Genomic DNA, 22,993 nt, shown 5'->3' with positions numbered 1-22,993 from the left:
TTTGTGGACATATGAGAAATCGGGCACGATTGGCATGTGATGTGCGTCACATTTTTCGCACACCGACATTTTTGAAAGGACGCTCTGGGGGCTCCATGTACAACCACCGGCCGCTGACGCTTGCCGTCAGCCTGGCATGCGCCACGCTTTGCCTTTCCGCCACCGTTTCGGCCGCGACCCGCGCCGAACATCTGGCCGAAATCAGCCAGTACCGTGACCAGGCGCATTGGCTGGACGCCTTGGCGGCGATCGAGCGCGCGCAGGTCGACATTCCGAATGATGACCTGCTGTATCGCCTGCAGGTGCTGACCCTGGCCGACATCGGCAACGCGCATCGTGCCTGGCAGCTCTACCAGCAGCGCCCGGAACTGTTTGACGCAGAGCAGAAGCAGCGCTTTGAAGCCAACTACCTGGCCAAGCGCGTGGGCTGGAGCCTGGCCTACGCGACCAGCGAAGACACCCGCTTGGACGAAGCGGAAGCGGCGCTGGCCCAGATGGACACGATGCTGCAGCGTGACGGCCTGACCGCCGCGACCGCGCCGCTGCGCGTGCGCTATGACCGCCTGATCCTGCTCAACCGTCTGAGCCGTCACACCCAGGTGCGCGACGAGTACCGCGCCCTGCTGGCCGAAGGCCATCCGGTTCCGGATTACGTGAAAGCGGCCGTCGGCGATTCACTGATGGCCACCCAGCACCCGGCCGAAGCCATTCCCGTACTGGAAGCGGCGTTGAAAGCCGATCCCGGCCAGAGTGAGGTGCATTCGGAACTGGCCTACGCCTACCTGGAAGACGAACAGCCCTACGAAGCGATCAACCTGCTGAAGAAGTGGAGCGCCGCCGAACCGGCGTGGCGCTGGGCCAATGGTGCGCGTGCGCCCTATGCGAACTGGCCGCGCTACGAAGCCGACCTCAACCTGGCGATGGTGCGTGCCTACACCGGCGACCTGCCCAGCGCGCAGCGCGACCTGGAAGCGATGGTGGAAATGGCCCCCGGCAACGGCGGCACCCAATCCTCGCTGGGCAACGTCTACATGATGCGCGGCTGGCCGCGTCGCGGCCTGGAACGCTACGGCATGGCCAACACGCTGGACCCGCGTGACGTGTCCGCACGCATCGGCCAGATCGATGCGTATGTGGAACTGCAGCGCGACGATCTGGCGCGGCCGATCCATGATTCCCTGCTCGAAGCCTACCCCCACCAACCCTCCGTGCAGCGCATGGACCGGGCCTGGCGCGCACACCGCGGCTGGCAGCTGCATGCCTACGCCGAAGGCGGCCGCAGCGAAGGTGGCGGCGGTGCGTCGCCGCTGGGCAACAACGATGGCCGTTACGGCGTGGAAGTGCAGTCGCCGATTCTGGACGACCGCTGGCGCTTGGTGGCCTTCGCCGACCGCCGCAGCGTGGACTTCCAGGACCAGACCATCAACCCGCTGCGCCTCGGTGCCGGTACCCGCTACCGCTTCGGTCAGCTGGATGCGGAAGCCTTCGTCAACCGCGCCAATGACCATGTCGGCGACACCGGCCTGAGCGGTGGCGTGGGCTGGCAGTTCAACGACCGCTGGCATGCCGGCATCACCGCCGCCCGCAACGACGCCGATGCGTCGATGCAGGCCCGCGTGTCCGGCATCACCGCCGACAGCGTGGCGGTGTCGGTGGACTACCACCGCAACGAACGCACCCAGTGGAGCATCGGCGGCAGCCAGTACCGTTACGACGACGGCAATCGCCGCGACACGGTCACCAGCAGCATCCAGCAGCGCCTGCTGACCCGCCCCACCGTGCAGCTGGACGGCCTGGGAAGCGTGTACGCCAGCCGCGGCAGCCTGGATGACGTGCCCTACTTCAACCCGTCGGAAGACCGTTCGGTGGAGATCGGGCTGCGCGTGGACCAGCAGCTGTGGCGGCATTACGAGCGTCACTTCCGCCATCGCCTGACCGTGTCGGTGGGCAACTACTGGCAGCAGGGCTACGGCAGCGCGCTGATTCCTTCGGCCGAATACCGGCACGAATGGCAGCTGGCCGACGGCCGCATTTTTGAATATGGCGTGAGCTGGTCGCGACCGGTCTACGACGGACAACGTGAACGACACATCGGCTTCGACGCCGGTCTGCGCTGGGGGCAATGAGATGCGACACATGGACTTGAAGCGCTTCATCACCCTCACGCTGCTGACCCTGCTGGCGGTGCTGGGCAATGCACAGGCGCAATCGGTGCCGGCACAGCTGCCTGCTCGCGTGCTGGACTCGGCCGACAACGGTCTGCTGGTGCTCAGCTATCACGACGTGCGCGACGACGTGGCGGTCAAGGGCGACCCGGACGCGTACGCGGTGAGCACCCAGAACTTCGCCGCCCATCTGGACTGGCTGTCCGCGCATGGCTACCACCCGGTGTCGCTGTCGCAGCTGATCACCGCCTCGCAGGGCGGCACCCCGCTGCCGCCCAAGCCGGTGCTGCTGACCTTCGATGACGGCCTGCGCAGTGTGTACACCAAGGTGTTCCCGCTGCTGCGCGCCTACAACTACCCGGCACTGGTGGCGGTGATCACCGACTACGTGGACATGGCCCCGGGCCGCACCATCGACTACGGCTACCGTCCGTTTGGTCATGACGACTTCCTGACCTGGGCGCAGATCCGCGAGATGCAGCGCAGCGGGCTGGTTGAACTGGCCAGCCACACCGACAACCAGCACCACGGCGTGCAATCCAATCCGCAGGGCAACCAGACCCCGGCGGTGATCACCCGCACCTACTTCCCGGCCACGCAGCAGTACGAAACCGCGCAGCAGTATGAGGCGCGCCTGCGCACGGACCTGGCGCTGAGCGTGAAGCGCATCCGCGACAACGTCGGCGTGAGCCCGAAGGCGATCGTGTGGCCGTATGCGGCGTACAACGCGCTGAGCAACAAGATTGCCGAAGACCTGGGCATGCCGGTGTCGTTCGACCTGGAAGGCCGCAGCACGCCGGTGACCCGCGACCTGCACGGGCTGGCGCGTCTGCTGGTGACCGGCAATCCGACCGTGACCAACATCGCCTATGAACTGCGCCGCGACGTGGAACGCGACGGCATGCGTGCCCTGCAGATCGACCTGGATGCGGTGTATGACGCCGACCCGGTGCAGCAGGGCAAGAACCTGGATGCGCTGATCGAGCGGGTCAAAACCGTGGGCCCGACTCACGTGTTCCTGCAGGCGTTCGCCGATCCGGACGGCAATGGCTCAGCCGATGCGCTGTACTTCCCGAACCGGCACCTGCCGATGCGCGCGGACCTGTTCAACCGCGTGGCGTGGCAGCTCAAGACCCGCGCCGGGGTGAAGGTGTATGCATGGCTGCCGGTACTGGGCTTCGAGCTGAAGGACCCGGCGATCCGCAAGGCGCTGGCGATCGAGAGCCCGGAAAGCGATGGCATCTTCCGTCTGGACTTCACCAACCCGAAGGTGCGTCACATCATCGACGACATCTACGAAGACCTGGCGATCAACTCGTACTTCGAGGGCCTGCTGTTCCACGATGACGCCTACCTGCGCGACACCGAGCTGGCCAACCTGCCGCAGGAAGGTGCCGACGGCGCGCGTACCCAGGCGCTGATCGATTTCACCCTGGAACTGCGCAACGCGGCCCAGCGCTGGCGGCCGAAGCTGGCCACGGTGCGCAACCTGTACGCGCAGCCGGTGCTGCAGCCGCAGAGCGCGAGCTGGTTCGCTCAGCGTCTGGACCTGTTCAACCAGGCGTATGACCACACCGCACTGATGGCGATGCCGTGGATGGAAGGCAGCCGCAATCCGGAAAAATGGCTGGACCGGCTGGTGGTCGCCGTGCGTGAGCACGACCCGCAGCTGAGCCAGACCATGTTCGAACTGCAGACCGTGGACTGGCGCACCCAGAAAGCCATTCCCGGCGAACGCCTGCGTGCGCAGATCCGTCGTCTGCAGGCGCAGGGCGTGCGTCATTTCGCCTGGTACCCGGACGACTTCATTGCCGGCAAGCCGTCGACCAAGGACGCGCGTGCGGCGATGTCGACGCGCAACTTCCCGTATCCGGAGAAGTGAGGCCCCGCCATGCATCCCTTCGTCTATCTCCTGTTCCAGTTCGCCTTCTTCTATCCGATGGTGATGGCGTTTTTCTGGATGTCCGGCGGGCTGTACTACTTCTTCCGCCGCGAGCGCAAAGCGCGTGACCGCGACAACCCGCCGCCGATGGACCACTACCCGTTCGCGTCGATCCTGATTCCCTGCCACAACGAGTCGGACAACCTGGAAGACACGCTGGGCGCGGCGCTGGCGCAGAAGTACCCGGACTTCGAAGTGATTGCCATCAACGATGGCAGCCGCGATGACACCGGCGCGCGGCTGGACGTGCTGGCCGCACAGCACCCGCGCCTGCGCGTGGTGCACCTGGACCGCAACCTGGGCAAGGCGAACGCCCTGCGCATGGGCGCACTCGCCGCGCGTTCGGAATACCTGGTGTGCATCGACGGTGACGCCATGCTGGAGGAATACGCCACGCATTGGATGGTGTGGCACCTGACCTCCGGCCCGCGCGTGGGCGCGGTGACCGGCAACCCGCGCATCCGCAACCGCTCCACCCTGCTGGGCCGCCTGCAGGTGGCCGAGTTCTCCTCGATCATCGGCATGATCAAGCGCGCGCAGCGCGTGTACGGGCGCATCTTCACCATTTCCGGGGTGATTGCCGGCTTCCGCCGTACCGCCCTGCACCGCATCGGCTACTGGGCCGACGACATGGTGACCGAGGACATCGACATCAGCTGGCGTCTGCAGCTGGACCACTGGGACATCCGTTACGAACCCAATGCGCTGTGTTTCATCCTGATGCCGGAAACGCTGAAGGGTCTGTGGCGGCAGCGCCTGCGTTGGGCCCAGGGCGGCGTGGAAGTGCTGCTGCGTCACGGCCGCTCGTTGTTCAGCTGGCGCAAGCGGCGGATGTGGGGCGTGCTGCTGGAGTACATCCTGAGTGTGTTCTGGGCTTACACCATGCTGGCGATCGTGGTGCTGTGGGCGCTCGGCAAGTTCATGCCGCTGCCCAACGAGCTGTATATCGCCACGCTGCTGCCGCAGTGGCACGGCGTGATCCTGGCGCTGGTGTGCCTGCTGCAGTTTGCCAGCAGCCTGATCATCGACCGCCGTTACGAAACACATATTGGACGCAATTACTTCTGGGTGATCTGGTACCCGATGGCGTACTGGCTCATCAGTCTGTTCACGACCCTGGTGGCCCTGCCCAAGACGCTGTTCAAGCGTCGTGGCAAGCGGGCTGTGTGGGTCAGTCCTGACCGGGGTATCAAATGAACACCACGCCCAAATCCAGCCGCCGTTTCGACTCGCGCCTGATCCGCAAGTCACGCCAGCAGCCGCGCCTGCAGCGCACCGCCTGGGGCTTTGTGACCCTGGCCTTCTGGGGCTTCTACTTCTACCTGTGGGCCCCGCTGGTGACCGCCATTTCCTGGTTGCTGGGCGGTCATCTGGCGTTTCTGCAGCTGTATGAGTACAAGCAGAGCATCGACCCGTTCCTGGTGATCGCGCTGCCGATCATCCTGGTCTGCACGGCGGTGCTGCTGATCGCCTGGGCCGAGTACAACCGCTTTCGCTTTGCCGGCAAGGAACGGCGCAACCCGCGCCAGGACGTGACCCGTGAAGAGATGGCCCGCGACCTGGGGGCCGCCCCGGCGCTGGCCGCCGAGCTGCTGGCCGGCAAGGCGGTGACCCTGCACATGGACGACCACGCCCGCCCGGTGGGCCTGAGCGCACAGGTCCTGGCCGAGCCCGAACCGGTCGCCCGGCTGGCGTAAAGCGGGGCTCTGCCCCGCTTGCCGGCCCACCCTGGCCGCTTTCCCCCACAACCGGCGTATGCTGCTGTTGGGGAGACACCCGCCCGCACATCCATGTGAGGGCAAGTCCATGTCATTCGTCGAAAATCTGATCGATCAGGTCGCCCGGGCAACCGGCCTCGGCGACAACACCCGCAAGTTCGTCGGGGTGCTGGCCAGCTTCATCTTCAGCCAGTCCGATGGTTTCAAGGGGTTCCAGAAACTGTTCCAGAAGGCCGGCCTGGGCGGCATTTTCGAGTCCTGGCTCAGTGGCAGTCCCAACATGCGGGACATTGATGGCGGGCAGATCCAGAACGCCCTGGGCGAGCGCAACCTCGGGGCGATTGCCGAAAAAGCCGGCGTGCCCAAGACCCTGATTGGCTCGGCCATCGCCAGTGCGCTACCGCTGCTGGTGCGCTCGATGACCGCTGGCGGGGTCGTGCCTAATGGCATTCCGGCCTCACTGGCCGGGTTGGCGGGCAATGTCGACTGGGGCAAGGGCACCATCGCCCAGCTGCGCAACAACCGCAAACGCGGCAGCCTGTGGCGCTGGATCCTGCCGATCCTGGCCCTGCTGGCACTGGCGTACTGCGGCTGGCACATGCGCGGCAAGTCACCGCCGGTGGGCACCCCGGCGGCGGCCACTGCACCGGTGGCGAGCACCGATGGCACCGCGCAGTCGGTCGGTGCGCCCACCTTCGCCTTCCAGCACAGCGGCGGCAAGGTGGACGTGAGCGGAACACTGGCCACCACGGCCGAGAAGTTCCAGCTGCTGGACGCGCTTAAATCCACCTTCGGCGATGATAGGCTCAACGCCCGCCTGGACGTGGATGCCAGCGTCAAGCCGGCCTCGTGGCTGGACCGCCTGAAAGGGATGTTGCCGAGCCTCAAAGCCGAGGGGCTGAAGTTCGCCTTCAGCGGCGATGCGGTGAAGCTGGACACCAGTGCCTTGCCGGAAGCCGAGCGGATTGCGGTCAGTTCGCTGTTCCAGAAGCAGCTGCCGACGATCAAGGTGGAAGGTCTGTTTGATCGGGGTGTGCAGGCGATCAAAGGGCTCAAGGCCGGATACAGCGCGACCGAACTGACCGCCGCGTTGAATCAGACCACGGTGCGCTTCGACACCGGCTCAGCCAACATCACCCGCAGCAGCGAGGCGATCATCCAGCAAGCGGCCGATGCGATTGAAGGTGCACCGGCCGGCACCCGGGTGGAAGTGGGTGGGCACACCGACAATCAAGGCGACGCGGCCAGCAACCAGTTGTTGAGCGAGCAGCGTGCGCGCGCGGTGGCGGATGCCTTGATCGGCGCCGGGGTACCTTCAGACCGGTTGGCCGCCCGTGGATTCGGCTCGAACCGCCCGATCGGCGACAACAGTACCGAAGCCGGCCGAGCCGCGAACCGGCGCATCGCGTATGAGGTGTTGCCGTAATTGTGAGGCATTGCGGAACGGGAACCCCGGTAGCGCGTCTGCCCTTCCCCGCGCACCACGAACCGCTCCACAGTGAGCGCCTCCAACCCCATCGGCCCATACGCATGCAACCGCGTGGTCGATATCCCGATCTCCGCGCCCAAGCCCAGCTCGCCGCCGTCGGAAAAACGCGACGACGCATTCACCATCACCACCGCCGAACGCAATGCCTGCACGAAGCGCTCGGCCGCCACAGCGTCTTCGGTGACGATCACCTCGGTGTGATCCGAGCTGTACTGCTGGATATGGACCAGCGCCTGCTCCAGATCATCCACCACGCGCACGGCCAGAATCAGGTCCAGATACTCGGCGGCGTAGTCGTCTTCAGTGGCTTCTGCGGCCTGCGGCAGCCAGTGCCGTGCACGTGCGTCGGCGCGCAGCTGCACGCCGCGCTCGGCCAGCGCCTTGCCGGCCGCCGGCAGGAAATCCGCCGCCACGTCTGCATGCACCAGGAGCGTCTCCAGCGAGTTGCAGGCGGCCGGGCGGCTGCATTTGCCGTCCACCAGCAGGTCCACCGCGCGCTCCAGGTTTGCGGCGCGGTCCACATACAGATGGCAGACGCCCTTGTAGTGTTTGATCACCGGAACACGCGCGTGTTCGGCGACAAAGCGGATCAACCCTTCCCCCCCGCGCGGAATGGCGAGGTCGATCACCTCGTTGAGCTGCAGCAGTTCCAGCATGGTTTCGCGGCGCAGGTCTTCCACCAGCGTCAGCGCGGCGTCGGGCACGCCCGCCTCACGCAGCGCACGCTTGAGCGCGGCGGCGATGGCGGTGTTGGAATGGATGGCTTCCGAGCCGCCACGCAGGATCACCCCGTTGCCGGCCTTGATGCACAGGGCGGCGGCATCCGCGGTCACGTTGGGTCGGGCTTCGTAGATCATCGCGATCACGCCCAGCGGCACGCGCACTTTCTGCACGCGGATGCCATTGGGGCGCACATCGTCGCGGGTGATCGCGCCGACCGGGTCCGGCAACGCCGCCACCTCGCGCAGGGCGGCGCTGATGCTGGCCAGGCGTGCGGGGTTGAGTGCCAGCCGGTCGAGCATCGCGCTGCCCGTGCCTTTGGCTTCGGCGGCGGCCAGGTCGCGCGCGTTGGCGGCGAGGATCGCGTCGCTGTCGGCGTCGAGGGCGTCGGCCATGCCGTTGAGCAACGCGGTTTTGGCGCTGGCGGACAGCTGGGCCAGGGTCTGCGCGGCGGCGCGACAAGCCAGCGCCTGGGTACGGATGTCATCGGCCATCAGGGAATCCTCGTAGAGCCACGCCCTGCGTGGCGAATGCACTCACACCAGCACCATATCGTCACGGTGAATCACGTTACCGCCGTAGTTGTACCCCAGCACCGCTTCAATTTCCCGCGAATGCCGCCCGGCCACGCGCCGGATGTCGCTGGCCGAATACTGGCTGACCCCACGCGCCAACGTCACCTCGCCGGCGTCGGTGCGCAACCGCACCTGCACCATGTCGCCACGCCGGAAATCGCCTTCGGCGGTGGTCACCCCACCCGGCAACAACGAAGCACCTTTCTCACGCAACGCCCGCGCTGCGCCTTCATCGACCACGATCGCCCCGGCTTCCAGCGGCGCATGCCGCAGCCAGTACTTGCGCGCGGCCTCACGGCTCTGCCCGGCATGGATACGGGTGCCAAACAACCGCCCCTGCGCCAGCGCACGCACCACATCCGCATCACGGCCATTGAACAGGCAGGTATCAATGCCCACCCTGCCCGCCTTGGCGGCGGCTTCCAGCTTGGTGTGCATGCCGCCGGTGCCGGCTCCGCTACCGGCCCCGCCGGCCATCGCCAGCACTGCACTGGTCAGCTCGGGCACGTCATGGATCGGCACCGCCGCCGGATCACGACGCGGATCAGCGCTGTAAAGCCCATCGATATCGGTGGCGATGAACAGCACGTCGGCGTCGATCAACGCCGCCACCGTGGCGGCCAGGTTGTCGTTGTCGCCGAGCTTGAGTTCGTCCACCGACACGGTGTCGTTCTCGTTCACAACCGGCAGCGTGCCCAGCCGCAGCAGCTCGTTGAGCGTGGCGCGCGCATTGAGGTAGCGACGGCGGTTGCGCAGGTCATCATGGGTCAGCAGCACCTGCGCCACCGGGCGCTCGAAGAAGCGCTGCCACAAGCCAATCAACTGCGCCTGGCCCAAGGCGGCCAGCGCCTGTCGTGCGGCCATTGCCGCGCCGGCTTCCAGCGCACGCGGCACGATCGCGCGACCTGCGGCCACGGCACCGGACGACACAATCACCACTTCGCGCCCCGCCTGCACATGCGCAGACACAAACTGCGCCAGTCCCAGCGCGTGGCGCGGCGACAAACCACCACCATCAGCGGCCAGCAGGCTGCTGCCGACCTTGAGCACGGCACGCCGCCATGAAGGCAACGCTTGTTCGGGGAAACGCGATGCGGTCATGGCAGATACCAATAGAGGGTCAGAGGTGGTTAACGGGTCAACCACTCGTGCACATGCAATTCCGAAGCCTGCATCGTCACCAGCGGATCGCGGGCGACGATGGCTTCGGCCTCGGCGAGGCTTCCCACATTGCACAGCACGTAAGCCCCGCCACTGCCGTCGCTGAAACCACCGGTGAGGTGCAGCTGACCGGCGGCGCGCAATGCGTCCAGGAAGTCACGGTGCGGCTGCACCGCGGCGTCGTTGAACTGCGGCCGACGCATCGCCATCACCAGATACAGCGTGCTCATGCGGCCAGCTCCCGGTCGCCGTGTGCGTGCGGGCTGGAGACGACCAGGAAGCGCACGTCCGCCGCGGAGTCATTGCGCATCTGATGCGTGGCACCCGGCGGTACATGCAGGCCGTCACCGGCGCGCAGGCAGTGCGCGGTGCCGTCCAGCTCCAGCATGGCCTCGCCCTCCAGCACGCGGAAGAACTGCCGCGCGCGGTGGTGGAAATGACGCGCCTCGGAGGTGCCCGGCGGCATGCGCTCCTCAATCACGCTCAGGTCCGGCACGTCCAGCAGGTGCCAGCCGTCACAGGTCCCGCCCCACACGTAGTGCCGGGCCGAATCGATATTGGCCGGAGCGGTGACGCTGGCCATCAGACCAGCGCCGCCCAGCGCGTGCGCAGTTCGTCCAGGCGCAGGTCGGCTGCCGCACCGGGCGACACGCGCGCGGCGAGGCTGCCCTCCGGCGTGCGGCCCTGACCCGCCGTGTCCGCAGACGCGGCAGCAGCCTTGTAGGCCTCGCGGAACGGGACGCCGGCGACGGCGGCTTCCACCGCGACGTCGGTGGCGTACATGCCGGAGTCGATCGCGGCACGCAGCTTGTCGTCGCGCCATTCCAGATTGGCCAGCAGCGCCGGCAGCAGTTCCAGCGCCGGAATGCCGCGACCGAAACCGTGGAAGATCGCGCCCTTGCTGCTCTGCAGGTCGCGGTGATAGCCGGACGGCAGCGACAGCAGCTGCTCGATCTCGGTGCGCGCGGCCGCCACCGCAGCGTGCGTGGCACGCAGCAGCTCGACCACATCCGGGTTGCGCTTGTTCGGCATGATCGAGCTGCCGGTGGTGTACTGCGCCGGCAGCGCGACGAAGCCGAATTCGCCACTGGTGAACAGCGACAGATCCCACGCGATGCGGCGCAGGTCCAGGGTGGCCCCGCCCAGCGCTTCCAGTGCCGCCAGCTCGAACTTGCCGCGCGACAGCTGCGCGTAGATCGGCGAGATCTGCATGCGCGCAAAGCCCAGCGCTTCGGTGGTGTGCGTGCGGTCCAGCGGCAGGTTCACGCCATAGCCGGCGGCGGTGCCCAGCGGATTGGCATCGACCAGCGCAAAGGTATCGTGCGCACGGATCGCATTGTCGATGAAGGCTTCGGCCCAGCCCGCCCACCACATGCCGGCCGACGAGACCACGGCGCGCTGGATGTGGGTGTAGCCAGGCAGCGGAATGTCCTTCTCGGCCTCAGCGCGATCCAACGCGACCTTGGCGATTTCGCGGCTCAGTTCGGCCACGCGCAGCAGCTTGTCCTTCAGCCACAGGCGGGTGGCGACCAGAATCTGGTCGTTGCGGCTGCGACCGGTGTGGATGCGGCGGCCGGCGTCGCCGAGACGCTCGGTCAGGCGCGCTTCGATCGCCGAGTGGCAGTCCTCGTAGCGCTCATCCAGCACGAACGCGCCGCTGCGGAAATCGTCAGCGAGGACGTCCAGTTCGCGCAGCAGGCCTTCCAGCTCTTCACTGCTGAGAATGCCGATGTGCTGCAGGCCCTGCGCATGCGCCTTGCTGGCGGTGATGTCGTACAGGAAGAATTCGCGGTCGAGGATGACGTCATCGCCGGCCAGGAAGGTCTGGATCTTGGCGTCCACCGCCACGCCGGGCTTCTGCCACAGAAGGTCTGCCATTGTCTTGCTCCAATCAATGCGGAATAGCGGTGAGCTCGTCCAGGCCCAGGGCCAGGTTGAGGTTCTGCATGGCCTGGGTGGCCGCGCCCTTGAGCAGGTTGTCCAGCGTGGCCACCACGACCACGCGCTTGCCGCCCGGAGCCACGTCGAAGCCGCCAATCTGCACGCCGTGGCGGCCCGCAATGTGGCTGACCCACGGTGCCTGGTCGATCACCTCGACCAGCGGTTCGTGCGCGTAGAAGGCCTGGTAGCGGGCGAGAATCTGCTCGCGGGTCATCACGTCGGTCAGCCACAGGTTGACGGTCATGGTGATGCCGCGGAAATGCGGAGCCACGTGTGGCATGAACTCCACCGGCACGCGCAGGTGCGCGGACACTTCGCGCTCATGCACGTGGTTGGTGAGCGCATACGGCATCAGGTTGTCGGCCAGCAGCTCGGGGTTGTTCTTGTCCGAGGGCGTGGTGCCTGCGCCGGAGTAGCCGGACACACCAAAGCACTGCGGCGGACCGGCCAGCTGGGTCAGCAGCGGGCTGATCGCCAGCTGCATGGCGGTGGCATAGCAGCCGGGATTGCTGATGTGCTTCTGGCCGGCGTAATCACCGCGGGTCAGTTCGGGCAGGCCGTAGTACCAGCTGCCTTCAAAGCGGTGGTCGGCCGAGAGGTCGACGATCACGGTGTCCGGCTTGGCCGCGTCGAGCGCGGCGACGAACGGAGCCGAGAGGTTGTTGGGCAGCGCGAGGATCACGGCGTCCATGCCCTTGGCGGCGACGGCGTCGGCGTCGAGGTTTTCGAAATGCAATGCGTCGGTGATGTCCGGGTAATGGTCACCCACGCGCTGGCCGGCCAGCTCGCGCGAGGACACGAAGCCCAGCTGCAGCTGCGGATGGGCGGCGATCAGCTTGATCAGCTCGGCCCCGGTGTGGCCCCGTGCGCCGACGATGCCGACGGTGAAGTTCTTGGAGGTGCTCATGCGGTTCTCTTCGCTCAGCCCAGCAGGCTGGGGGTGCGGGCAGCGCAGTGGTCGACGTAGCTGCGGATACGCTCGAAGCCGTCCGCGCCAAACCAGAACACCTTCCAGTGATCCTGTTTGTAGCAGCCGTCGGATTCGGCGTAATAGAAATGGTTGATCGGGTTGCCGTGACGCGAGCGCCAGAACAGCTGCGGGGTTTCTTCCAGCATCACGTTCCAGACCGCACGGCCCAGGCCCTCGCCCTGCGCGTCATCCAACACCGCGAACTTGTCCAGGTACACCCCTTCGGCTTCGTCGGTGAGGATCACCGCGGCGCGATAGTTCTCACTGACATAGGCGCGCAGCAGCTTGGTCTTGTCGAAATAGTCCGGCACCAGGGTGCGGCCGAAACTGGATTCGATCAGGCCCTTCAGACGCGGCAGGTCCAGCTCGCTCCAGGCGGTGGCGCGCAGCACCTTCTCGCCCTTGCGCACCAGCGTGCCCGAACCCTTGTGGGTGAACAGTTCCTTGGCCAGGTCCGCCGGACGGGTGATCGACACCGACGACTCCAGCGGCAGGCGGTCGAGCAGGTCCTTGATCTGCTCGATCTTCACCTTCATGCCGCCGTGGATCCACGGCTGGGCGATCAGGTGGTCGTACTCGGTGGACAGGTTGATCGAGTCGATCACCTTGCCCTCTTCGTCCAGCAGACCACCGGTGCCGGTGAGGAAGATGATCTTGTACGGCTGCAGTTCCTGCACCAGTTCGTTGGCGGCAAAATCCGCATTGACGTTGAGGATCTGGCCACAACGGGTTTCACCCAGGCTGGTGATCACCGGAATGGAACCGGCGCGCAGGCTGGCTTCAATCGGGGCCAGGTTGACCTTCTTCACCTCGCCAACCAAGCCGTAGGTGGCCTGGTCCAGGTACTCGGCTTCGAACACGCCGCCGGTGATGGAGGTGGCGCGCGCGCCGTTCTGCTGCAGGGCTTCCACCAGCTGCAGGTTGGACTGCTGGAACACCCGGCGCACGATGGCCAGGCCTTCCGGCGAGGTCACGCGCAGGCCGTTGACGGTTTCCTTGACGATCCCGGCCGCCGAGAGTTCGGCATCCAGCTGCGGGCCGGCCCCGTGCAGGACGATCGGGGTCAGGCCGACCTCCTGCAGGAACGACAGCGAGGAGGTCAGCGCATCGAGGTCGTCGCGCAGCACCGCGCCGCCGACCTTGACCACGGCGAAGCGCTTGGCGTCCAGCTGCGAAAAGCGCTTGAGGTACTGGCTGATCTCCTTCGCGCTGGCCATGCTGGACAGCAGGCGCACGATGGTCTGGCGGGTCTGGCGGTGGGGCTGGAGTGCAGGAGACATTTCGGTTTCGTCACAAGCGGCCGCAGCCGCAGGAAAGGAATACGTCGCGGCGGGCCGCGACGCGGTCATCAATCAGGCACCGGCCGCAATGATGCGGTGCACGGAATCGGTGTAACGCTGCAACTGCTCCAGCGTCACGAACTCATCGGCGGTGTGCGCCTGGGCGATGTCGCCCGGGCCGTACACCATGGTGGTGTAACCACCGGCGGAGAACAGCGACGCTTCGGTCCAGAAGTCCACGGCGTTGCCAATCGGAATGTCCAGTGCGTCGGCCACGTCGCGCGCCAGCAGGCGGCGATGTTCGGCTTCGGCAATGTCGCCGGCCGGCAGGCTGGGACCCCGGAAGGTTTCGGTGAACACGGCCGCTTCTGGTTCGGCAAACCCGGCAAAGGTGGCCAGCAGCGCGTCGATATCCATCGACGGCAGCGGGCGGAAACCAAAGCGCAGCTCGGCCGCCGGAGCGATCATGTTGGCCTTGATGCCGCCTTCGACGCGACCGATGTTGAAGCGCAGCCCGGTCAGTCCGCCGAAGCGCGCATGGGCCAGCGATTCCACATGATCCAGCGCGCGGTTACCCCAGCGCATCGCCTGGTGCAGCGCGCTGGCGGCCGCATCCTGCTTGCCCGAGGCATGCCCTGCCCGTCCGGCGAAGTTCATCAGCACCGAGCTGATGCCGCGGTGCGCGAGCACCGCTTCACTCATGGTCGGCTCGGCCACCAGCACGGCCTCATACGGAATGCCTCGGGCCAGGAACGCCGCGATGCAGCGGGGATCGTTGGCTTCCTCGTCGCTGGAGAACAGGAACGCGGCATCGCCGTCACTGGCATTGGCCGCGGCCACCAGTGCGGCGGCTGCACCCTTGATGTCGCATACACCCAACCCGATCACTCGGTCCTCGGCGCGCCGCATCACGTGCGGATCAGCGCTCCAGTGCGGGGAATCGGGCACGGTATCCAGATGCACATTGAACAGGTACTTCGGCGTACCGCGCACCGCATACAGGCTGACCGCACCGGCACCATGGTCGATCACCTCGACGTTGAACCCGGGCAGGTTCGCACGCAGGTAATCAAAGATGCCCCCGGTGGTGATCGCACGCGGCGGATTGCGGGTGTCGAACGACACCAGGGCCTGCAGATGCGAGATCGTCTGTTCAAGCATGAATCAAGGATCCTTCAGTACAACGTGTGCCGGCTGGAGGAGAGCCCCCTTGATGTTCAAGGGGGCGCGCCAACGGCGCGGGGATTACGTGGAATGCGTGGGCAAGTCAATCGCGTTAGCGATTGACTTGCGCGTACAAGGTCGAGCTCATGCCAAACAATTTAATGAAGCCCTCGGCCTCCTCCACACCCCAATCCGCCGACTGCGCATACGTCGCGCCCTTGGTATTGAGCAGGTGCGGCGATTTCACCGCCACCGCATCAACGCGGCCACCACGGGTTTCCAGCACCACTTCGCCGTTGACCTTGGTCTGCGAGGACTTCAGGAAGGCTTCGATGTCGGTCTTCAGCGGGTCGTGGTAGAAGCCTTCGTACACCAGCTCCACCCACTTGCGCGCCACGTCCGGCTTGAAACGGTTCTGCTGCTTGGTCAGCACGGCATCTTCCAGCGCGCGGTGCGCGGTCAGCAGCGAGACCAGGCCCGGGGCTTCGAACACGATGCGGCCCTTCAGGCCGATCACGGTGTCGCCGGTGTACACACCACGGCCGACGCCGTACGGGGCAAACAGCTTGTTGAGCTGCGCGAGGATCTGCTCGCCCGGCAGCGCCCGGCCATTCAGTTCAACCGCTTCGCCTTCGACGAACTTCAGGGTGACGTTCAGTGCCTCGGTCGGCCACTGGTCGCGCGGTGCGCACCAGCCGCGGGCACCTTCGCCCGGGGCTTCCCAACGGTCGATCTCGCCGCCGGACATGGTCACGCCCAGCAGGTTCTCGTTGATGGTGTAGGCCTGCTGCTTGGCGCGCACGCCGAAGCCACGCTCTTCCAGATACTTCTGCTCGTAAGCGCGGGTCTGGGTGTGTTCCTTCTGGATTTCACGGATCGGCGCGACGATCTGGTAGTCGCCCAGCGCCTTCACCGCCAGGTCGAAACGCACCTGGTCGTTGCCCATGCCGGTGCAGCCGTGGGCGATGATGTTGGTGCCCAGCTCGGCGGCACGCTTGAGTGCGGCGTCCACGATCAGGTAACGGTCCGACACCAGCAGCGGGTACTGGCCCTGGTAGCCTTCGCCCGCCCACACGAACGGCTTGACGAAGCCCTTCCAGATCGCCGGGCCACCGTCGACGGTGACGTGGCTGGTCACGCCCAGCTCGGCGGCGCGCTTTTCGATGAAGTCACGCTCTTCGTCATCCACGCCGCCGGTGTCGGCGAACACGGTGTGCACGTTGTAGCCGCGCTCTTGCAGGTAAGGCACGCAGAAGCTGGTGTCGAGTCCGCCGGAGAAAGCCAGGACGATGTCTTTGTTCGTGGTCATGGGGGTGTGGCTCTAATGGATGGAATGTGGAATTGCGTTTATCGACCGGCGACGGCGGCCATGATTGCCTTCTGCACGTGCAGACGGTTCTCGGCTTCGTTGATGGCAATGCAGTTTGGCGAGTCCATCACCGCGTCGGTTGCCTTGACGTTGCGACGAAGCGGCAGGCAGTGGCTGAACACACCGTTGTTGGTGAGGGCTATCTTGCGTTCGTCGACGATGAAGTGCTTGAACTGGTCGCGGATCGGCTTTTCCGGCTCCCAGTTGCCGAAGAACGGCAGCGCGCCCCAGCTCTTGGCGTAGACCACGTCGGCACCGGCATAGGCGCTGTCGATGTCATGGCTGATCTTCAGCGAACCGCCGTTCTCGGCGACGTTCTGCTCGGCCCAGCCCATGTAGCGCTCGTCCAGGATGTAGTCGGCGGTCGGGCACAGCAGGGTCACGTCCATGCCCATGCGGGTGGCGATGGTCAGCGCCGAGTTGGCCACGGCGGTGTTCAGCGGCTTGGGGTGGTAGGTCCAGGTCAGCACGTACTTCTTGCCACGCAGGTCCTGGGTACCGAAGTGTTCCTGCAGCGCCATCACGTGGGCCAGTTCCTGGCACGGGTGGGTGATGGTTTCCATGTTGATCACCGGCACCGGCGAGTACCTGGCGAAGCTGTTGAGCACGATGTCCTGGCGGTCATAGGCCCAGTCGACGAACTTCGGGAAGGCGCGCACCGCGATGATGTCGCAGTAGCGGCCCAGCACCTTGGCCACTTCGGCGATGTGCTCCTCAGTGTCGCCGTCCATCACCGTGCCCAGGTTGAACTCGATCGGCCAGGCATCTTTGCCCGGCTGCAGCACCACCGCATGCGCGCCCAGCTGGAATGCGCCCAGCTCGAAGCTGGTGCGGGTCCGCATGGACGGATTGAAGAACACCAGGGCGATGGACTTGCCCTTCAGGTGGTCGCCGAGCTTGTTCTGTTTGAACAGGGCGGCCTGGGTCAGCAGGGCGTCCAGTTCCGGACGGCTCCAGTCCTGGGTGTTCAGGAAGTGCTTCAGGGACATCGATCGATCCTTTGAGGCGGGTTTCAATGGAAGAAAGGGTACAAATGCAACTTTTCAAATCGTAGAAACGAAAAAACCCAGCGCGGGGGCTGGGTTTTCCGAACAGACAGCACGAAGCTCCGGTTACCCAGCGAAAATGTGGGGTTCCGGTCGGCGGGCACGCGACGTCATGCCCGTAGCCATACGGGCGGCGCTGGTGTCGTGCTGGAAGTCGGTGAGTTTCATCGCCCGCCATCTTTACATGTGGCGGGGACGTGCGCAACACCCGTCGTCACGGGTTTGCCGCGCTGGCCTGCTGCTCAGCCTCGACCCACGGGGTGATCGAGACCCGGATCTTGAGCCGGTTGCCCGGATCTTCCGGCAGGCGCGACCGGTACTTGGTGCCCTTGTAGACGTAGTCGACGTCGTAGGCGATGGGCCGGCGAAATTCACGCCCCACCGGCACGATCTTGCAGTCGCGGGTCAGCAGCGGGCCGTTGGCGGCGGCCGGGGCCGCTTCCACCACCGGGCTGCCGTCCTCGTTCACCTGGGTGTCGTCGCGTTTGAAGATCGACCGTACCGAGTCCATGAAGCGGCCAAAGCGGCCCTTCTCTTCCTGCGGCTCCTCGCCGGTGACGTTGACCGGGGCCAGGGTCCGGGTCGACACCGGCTCGCAATGCTCCTCGGTGCGGGTGGCACGCAGGGTCTGGAACACCGGCTCCACGTTGAGCACCTGGGCGTAGTCGAACTTGACGTTCTCGACAATGACGACCCGGTTGCGGACGTCGGCTTCCTGGGCGCACGCCATGAAGGCGGCACTTCCGGTCAGGCAGCCAGCCAGCGTCAGCAACAGAGCGGATTTCATCGGCAACGGGTCGGAGGACAAGGGGATAGTGTAGGCAGTGCAAGGGACAAGGGGCTGAACATTACCCGTCCGTGACGCTAATGCCCATAGCTGGACGGCCAGAAACCGACACCAATTGGCGTGAATGACACCCTCCAGACCCCGTCAGACCGGCGCGCGGCGGCGTTGTGCTCTAAAATCGAGGACTTGCCCCACTCCCATCGGCCACCGCCCCTCATGACCCTGCGCCTGCACAACAACCTGACACGCCAGCTCGAACCGTTCACCCCGCTCGATCCGGCCTGTCCGACCATGTACGTGTGCGGTCCCACGGTCTACAACTACGTGCATATCGGCAACGCCCGCGGCCCGGTGGTGTTCGGGGTGCTGGCCGACCTGCTGCGCCGGCGTTTTGGCGGCCTGCGCTACGCGCGCAACATCACCGACGTGGACGACAAGATCAACACGGCCGCGCGCGAACAGAACGTGCCGATCAGCGCGATCACCGACCGCTTCACTGCCGCCTACCGTGAAGACATGGCCGCGCTGGGCGTCGTGCCGCCGGATATCGAGCCGGAAGCCACCGCGCACATGCCGCAGATCATCGCCATGATCGAGCAGCTGATCGCCGCCGGACACGCCTATGCCGCCGAGGGCCACGTACTGTTTTCGGTGTCTTCGTATGCCGACTACGGCAAGCTCTCGCGCTTCGACCCGGAGGAACTGCTGGCCGGTGCGCGCGTGGACGTGGCTCCGTACAAGCGCGACCCGGGTGACTTCGTGCTGTGGAAGCCCTCCAGCGACGACCTGCCGGGCTGGGAGTCCCCCTGGGGCCGCGGCCGTCCGGGCTGGCACATCGAGTGCTCGGCGATGGCCGCCGCGCACCTGGGCGAGACCATCGACATCCATGCCGGTGGCGTGGATCTGCGCTTCCCGCACCATGAAAACGAGATCGCGCAGAGCGAATGTGCCCATGGCGGCAAGACCTTCGCCCGCTTCTGGGTGCACAACGGCATGCTCACCTTCGATGGCGCGAAGATGAGCAAGTCGCTTGGCAATATCGAGCGGGTCCACGACCTGGTGCGCAAGCACGCGCCGGAATCGCTGCGCCTGGCGCTGTTGTCGGCCCACTACCGGCAGCCGCTGGACTGGTCGGATGCGCTGATCGAACAATCCGCGCGCACCCTGGACCGCCTGTACGGCACCCTGCGCGATCTGGCCGATGTCGAGGCCACTGCGGTGATTCCGGCCGAAGTGGAAGCGACCCTGGACGACGACCTGAACACCCCGCAGGCGCTGGCCGAACTGGCCCGGCTGGGTGCGGAAGCGCGTCGCGCCGAACCGGCAGACCGTGCCGCCGCCAAGTCTGCCCTGCTGGGTGCCGGCCTGGCGCTGGGCCTGCTGCAGCAGGACCCGGCGGCGTGGTTCGGCACCGCCGGTGGCGACGCCGATGATGATGCGCGGATCCAGGCGCTGATTGATGAGCGCACTGCTGCCAAGGCCGGGCGCGACTTTGCACGCGCCGATGCGATCCGTGACCAGCTGGCCGCGGAAGGCATCGTGCTGGAGGACACCGCGCAGGGTATTCGTTGGGTGCGAAAGCGCGGCTGAGGCCGGCACCCGGCCAACGGTCGGGTGCTACCGGGATTTGTTGAAACCGTTTACTGATTGAGACTGCTGTGATCGACTCCCCCTTCCCGCTTGAACCCACGGCTGCTGAAGCGCAGGCCGCCATCGCCGAGGAATTCGCCTTCTTCGGCGACTGGTCCGAGCGCTACCAGTACCTGATCGACCTGGGCCGCAAGCTGCCGGCCTTCCCCGAGGAATGGAAGTCCGAAGAGCACCGCCTGCTGGGCTGCCAGTCGATGGTGTGGATCGTGCCGGAAGGCAATGCACAGAACCTGCGCTTCCACGCGATCAGTGACTCGGCGATTGTCTCCGGGCTGATCTACCTGGCGCTGCGGGTGTACTCGGGCCGTTCGGCCGAAGAGATCCTGGCGACCGAGCCGAGCTACATCAGCGACATCGGCCTGGCCAAGCACCTGTCTCCCACCCGCAGCAACGGCGTGGCGGCGATGCTGGCCTTCATCCGCGACACCGCGCAAGCGCAGTCGTGAGTCCGGCGGCCCCCACGCCGGCCGGCGAAGAAAGCGCACTGGGCCTGCTGGCCCGCCCGGGCTTCGCGCAGGTCCTGGCGTACCGCATTCTGGCGATGCTGTCCTACCAGATCGTCGCGGTCACGGTGGGCTGGCACATCTACGAAGTAACCCGCAATCCGTTCTCGCTGGGGCTGGTCGGGCTGGCCGAAGTGCTGCCGTTCTTCTGCGTGGCCCCGTTCGCGGGTTACCTGGTGGACCACCTGCCCCGCCGCCGGCTGGGCATGGTGGCGTGTACGGGGCTGGTGCTGACAGCGGTAGTGCTGACCTGCGTGGCGATGGGCTGGCTGCCGTTCCACGGGGTGTGGCCGATCTACGCGGCAATCGCACTGACCGGCATGGTGCGTGCGTTCCTCTCGCCGATCTACAACGCGTTGTTCGCCCGGGTGCTGGAACGGCACCAGTACGCACGCGGCGCGGGCTTGGGCGCAGTGGTGTTCCAGACCGGCATGGTGATCGGCCCGGCCCTGGGTGGCGTGCTGGTGGGCATGGGCGGCAAAGGCGTGGCCTACGCGGTGGCGGCGACGTTCGCGCTGGCCGCACTGGGCTGCCTGGCCGCGCTGCGGGTGAGCGAGCCGGTGCATACCGGCCCGGCGGCCCCGATCTTCAAGAGCATCGCCGAAGGCGGCCGTTTCGTGCTGGGCAACCGGATCATGGTGGGCGCGATGGCGCTGGACATGTTCTCGGTGCTGCTGGGTGGCGTGGTGGCGATGCTGCCGGCGTTCCTGCATGAAATCCTGCACCACGGTCCGGAAGGGCTGGGCATTCTGCGCGCGGCCCCGGCACTGGGTTCGGTCTGCGTGGGCCTGTGGCTGGCGCGCCATCCGCTGCACAAGCACGCCGGCCGGGTACTGTTGTTTGCCGTGGCGGGCTTTGGCCTGTGCGTGATCGGCTTCGGCCTGTCGCATCACTTCTGGCTGTCAGCAGCGATCCTGCTGTTCTACGGGGCCTTCGACGGGGTCTCGGTGGTGGTGCGCTCGACCATCCTGCAGTTGGCCACGCCGGAAGAGATGCGCGGACGCGTCTCCTCGATCAACGGCATTTTCATCAGTTCGTCGAACGAACTGGGCGCGTTCTACGCCGGCACGATGGCCAAGCTGCTGGGCCTGGTCCCCGCCGTTGTCCTGGGCGGCTTCGCGGTCCTGAGCGTCGCCGGCATCACCGCCTGGAAGAACCCCACCCTGCGCCGGTTGAATCTGCGCGATCTGCAGTGATTGCACGCACTACGTAGAGCCGGGCTCTGCCCGGCTGCTGTTGGATTTGGGCGAACAACCCTCGGTTCACGGCTCCCCTGGGCTGGCGGCCCGGGATGGGCGTTCCGGGGGACGCCGCAAGTACATCCTTGTAGGCTCAGTCGCGGCATCCATGCCGCTCATGCCCCCTCCAACCCATCCCGAGCCGCCACGACAGAATGTCGGTGGCCATGGGGAAATGCCAGATCAACGGCGGTGTCGATTTGGGGTCATGCGTTACCGGGTGTTGGGGATTTCACTGCAGTCGACCAACGGTCGACTCTACCGGGCCCACATACCCCGGGAATTTCAATCGGCACGATGGCCGTGCGGTTTTGATCTTCGATGACTACCGACGCACTGTCGTGGCGGGTCGGGGTGGGCTGGAGGGGGCGTGAGCCGCATGGATGCGGCGATCGAGCCTACATGGACGTACTTGCGGCGTCCCCCGGAACGCCCATCCCGGCACGCCAACACAGGGAACCGATGACCGCCGGCTGTTCGCCAAAAACCAACAGCAGCCGGGCAGAGCCCGGCGACACGTAGGCCGTCGAATGCCGACAATCACAGAACCAACAAAAAACCCGGCCGGAGCCGGGTTTTTCGCGCAATCCACAACAACAGACGATCAGTCGCCCTGCTGCTTCTGCATGTGCTCCCAACGCTCCTGGGCGTCGATGGTGCGCTCGGCGGTCAGACGCGCTTCGAGGCGGTCCAGGCCGATTTCTTCACCGGTGTCGACGCAGTAGCCGTAGTCGCCGGCTTCCAGACGCTTGAGGGTGCTTTCAATCTTGCCGATCAGCTTGCGGTAGCGGTCGCGGGTACGCAGCTCGAGCGAATTTTCCGTTTCGCGGGTGGCGCGTTCGGCTTCGTCGCCGATGTCGCGGACTTCTTCCTTGAGGTTCTCGATGGTCTGCTTGGACTCTTCGACCAGTTCCGCGCGCCACTGCTGCAGACGCTGGCGGAAATACTCCAGCTGCAGCGTGCTCATGTATTCCTCATCCGCGCTCGGCTTGTAGCCGGCGGGCAGGATCGGGCGGCCGGTGGCCTCGTCGGTCTTGAACTCCACCACCTTGTACTTGGTACGCGGAGCCGGGGCGGACGAGCGCGCGGCGACAGCCACGGCGACCTTGCCGACCGGGCGCTGCACGGCAGGCTTGGCGGTGGGCTCGGACTTGGCGGGGGTTTTTGCAGGCGATTTCGAAACGGGCACGGGATTCTTGTTTTGCGGGGCCTTCGGAGCGGGGGCAGCCGCTGCCGCCTTCGGCGCCGCGGCCGGGGCCGGAGCCGGCTTGGCCG

General features: G+C 66.1%; 19 protein-coding genes and 1 pseudogene. 8 read left to right on the top strand and 12 right to left on the bottom strand.

Features of this window, described 5'->3' with window-relative positions:
- Positions 1–95: 95 nt before the first annotated feature.
- The 5 genes from pgaA to QMX83_RS00405 all read left to right on the top strand — a co-directional run bounded on the left by pgaA (position 96) and on the right by QMX83_RS00405 (position 7,251).
- Positions 96–2,126 carry a poly-beta-1,6 N-acetyl-D-glucosamine export porin PgaA gene (gene pgaA, locus QMX83_RS00425; RefSeq protein WP_282294754.1) on the top strand — a complete coding sequence of 677 codons (2,031 nt, stop codon included), beginning with the start codon at positions 96–98 and terminating at the stop codon, positions 2,124–2,126.
- Positions 2,127–2,142: 16 nt separating this feature from the next.
- On the top strand, positions 2,143–4,047 hold the full coding sequence (gene pgaB, locus QMX83_RS00420; RefSeq protein WP_282294785.1) for a poly-beta-1,6-N-acetyl-D-glucosamine N-deacetylase PgaB: 1,905 nt from the start codon (positions 2,143–2,145) through the stop codon (positions 4,045–4,047).
- A 9-nt stretch (positions 4,048–4,056) separates the two neighbouring features.
- The gene (gene pgaC, locus QMX83_RS00415) at positions 4,057–5,304 is read left to right on the top strand and encodes a poly-beta-1,6-N-acetyl-D-glucosamine synthase (protein ID WP_282294753.1); all 1,248 of its coding nucleotides are present in this window, start codon (positions 4,057–4,059) and stop codon (positions 5,302–5,304) included.
- Positions 5,301–5,804, top strand: coding sequence for a poly-beta-1,6-N-acetyl-D-glucosamine biosynthesis protein PgaD (pgaD, locus tag QMX83_RS00410; RefSeq protein ID WP_282294752.1), 504 nt, complete (start codon positions 5,301–5,303; stop codon positions 5,802–5,804). The genes pgaC and pgaD overlap by 4 nt, the downstream gene beginning before the upstream one ends.
- Before the next feature lie 109 nt (positions 5,805–5,913).
- The gene (locus QMX83_RS00405) at positions 5,914–7,251 is read left to right on the top strand and encodes an OmpA family protein (RefSeq protein ID WP_282294751.1); all 1,338 of its coding nucleotides are present in this window, start codon (positions 5,914–5,916) and stop codon (positions 7,249–7,251) included.
- A gap of 29 nt (positions 7,252–7,280) precedes the next feature.
- Here the strand turns inward: QMX83_RS00405 and QMX83_RS00400 are convergent.
- The 11 genes and pseudogenes from QMX83_RS00400 to QMX83_RS00350 all read right to left on the bottom strand — a co-directional run.
- Positions 7,281–8,528, bottom strand: a pseudogene (locus QMX83_RS00400) (glutamate-5-semialdehyde dehydrogenase); the annotation flags it as partial.
- Positions 8,529–8,570: 42 nt separating this feature from the next.
- A complete protein-coding gene (proB, locus tag QMX83_RS00395) occupies positions 8,571–9,710 on the bottom strand; it encodes a glutamate 5-kinase (RefSeq protein WP_282294750.1) in 1,140 nt (379 codons plus the stop codon).
- Between the two features lie 29 nt (positions 9,711–9,739).
- Positions 9,740–10,000, bottom strand: a complete 261-nt coding sequence (locus tag QMX83_RS00390) for a YciI family protein (RefSeq protein WP_282294749.1) — start codon at positions 9,998–10,000, stop codon at positions 9,740–9,742.
- A complete protein-coding gene (locus tag QMX83_RS00385; RefSeq protein ID WP_282294748.1) occupies positions 9,997–10,353 on the bottom strand; it encodes a cupin domain-containing protein in 357 nt (118 codons plus the stop codon). The genes QMX83_RS00390 and QMX83_RS00385 overlap by 4 nt, the downstream gene beginning before the upstream one ends.
- Positions 10,353–11,648 (bottom strand): argininosuccinate lyase, encoded by a 1,296-nt coding sequence (argH, locus tag QMX83_RS00380; protein ID WP_282294747.1) that lies wholly within the window; start codon positions 11,646–11,648, stop codon positions 10,353–10,355. The genes QMX83_RS00385 and argH overlap by 1 nt, the downstream gene beginning before the upstream one ends.
- A 13-nt stretch (positions 11,649–11,661) precedes the next feature.
- Positions 11,662–12,618 (bottom strand): N-acetyl-gamma-glutamyl-phosphate reductase, encoded by a 957-nt coding sequence (gene argC, locus QMX83_RS00375; RefSeq protein WP_282294746.1) that lies wholly within the window; start codon positions 12,616–12,618, stop codon positions 11,662–11,664.
- A 14-nt stretch (positions 12,619–12,632) separates the two neighbouring features.
- Complete coding sequence (locus QMX83_RS00370) at positions 12,633–13,961, bottom strand: acetylglutamate kinase (RefSeq protein WP_125362286.1); 1,329 nt, start codon at positions 13,959–13,961, stop codon at positions 12,633–12,635.
- Between the two features lie 72 nt (positions 13,962–14,033).
- On the bottom strand, positions 14,034–15,122 hold the full coding sequence (locus QMX83_RS00365; RefSeq protein ID WP_282294745.1) for an acetylornithine deacetylase: 1,089 nt from the start codon (positions 15,120–15,122) through the stop codon (positions 14,034–14,036).
- A 115-nt stretch (positions 15,123–15,237) separates the two neighbouring features.
- Entirely contained in the window at positions 15,238–16,434 is a 1,197-nt protein-coding gene (locus QMX83_RS00360) for an argininosuccinate synthase (RefSeq protein WP_282294744.1), read from the bottom strand.
- Positions 16,435–16,472: 38 nt separating this feature from the next.
- On the bottom strand, positions 16,473–17,483 hold the full coding sequence (locus tag QMX83_RS00355; protein WP_282294743.1) for an N-acetylornithine carbamoyltransferase: 1,011 nt from the start codon (positions 17,481–17,483) through the stop codon (positions 16,473–16,475).
- Between the two features lie 271 nt (positions 17,484–17,754).
- Positions 17,755–18,327, bottom strand: coding sequence for a hypothetical protein (locus tag QMX83_RS00350; protein ID WP_282294742.1), 573 nt, complete (start codon positions 18,325–18,327; stop codon positions 17,755–17,757).
- Positions 18,328–18,543: 216 nt separating this feature from the next.
- On the opposite strand from QMX83_RS00350, the gene cysS reads away from it, so the two are divergent.
- From cysS to QMX83_RS00335, 3 genes are all read left to right on the top strand, one after another.
- Positions 18,544–19,917 carry a cysteine--tRNA ligase gene (gene cysS, locus QMX83_RS00345; RefSeq protein WP_282294741.1) on the top strand — a complete coding sequence of 458 codons (1,374 nt, stop codon included), beginning with the start codon at positions 18,544–18,546 and terminating at the stop codon, positions 19,915–19,917.
- A 68-nt stretch (positions 19,918–19,985) separates the two neighbouring features.
- Positions 19,986–20,423 carry a SufE family protein gene (locus QMX83_RS00340; protein ID WP_282294740.1) on the top strand — a complete coding sequence of 146 codons (438 nt, stop codon included), beginning with the start codon at positions 19,986–19,988 and terminating at the stop codon, positions 20,421–20,423.
- Entirely contained in the window at positions 20,420–21,676 is a 1,257-nt protein-coding gene (locus tag QMX83_RS00335) for an MFS transporter (protein ID WP_282294739.1), read from the top strand. Before QMX83_RS00340 ends, QMX83_RS00335 begins: the two co-directional genes overlap by 4 nt.
- 646 nt (positions 21,677–22,322) lie before the next feature.
- Here the strand turns inward: QMX83_RS00335 and dksA are convergent.
- On the bottom strand, positions 22,323–22,993 hold a 671-nt coding region (gene dksA / locus QMX83_RS00330; RefSeq protein WP_282294738.1), incomplete at its 5' end, for an RNA polymerase-binding protein DksA.

The sequence above is a fragment of the Stenotrophomonas sp. PS02289 genome (assembly GCF_029960115.1).
In the GTDB taxonomy this organism is placed as follows: domain Bacteria; phylum Pseudomonadota; class Gammaproteobacteria; order Xanthomonadales; family Xanthomonadaceae; genus Stenotrophomonas.
Note: the sequence above shows the minus strand (reverse complement) of the source record. Positions and strands in the feature narration are given on the sequence as shown.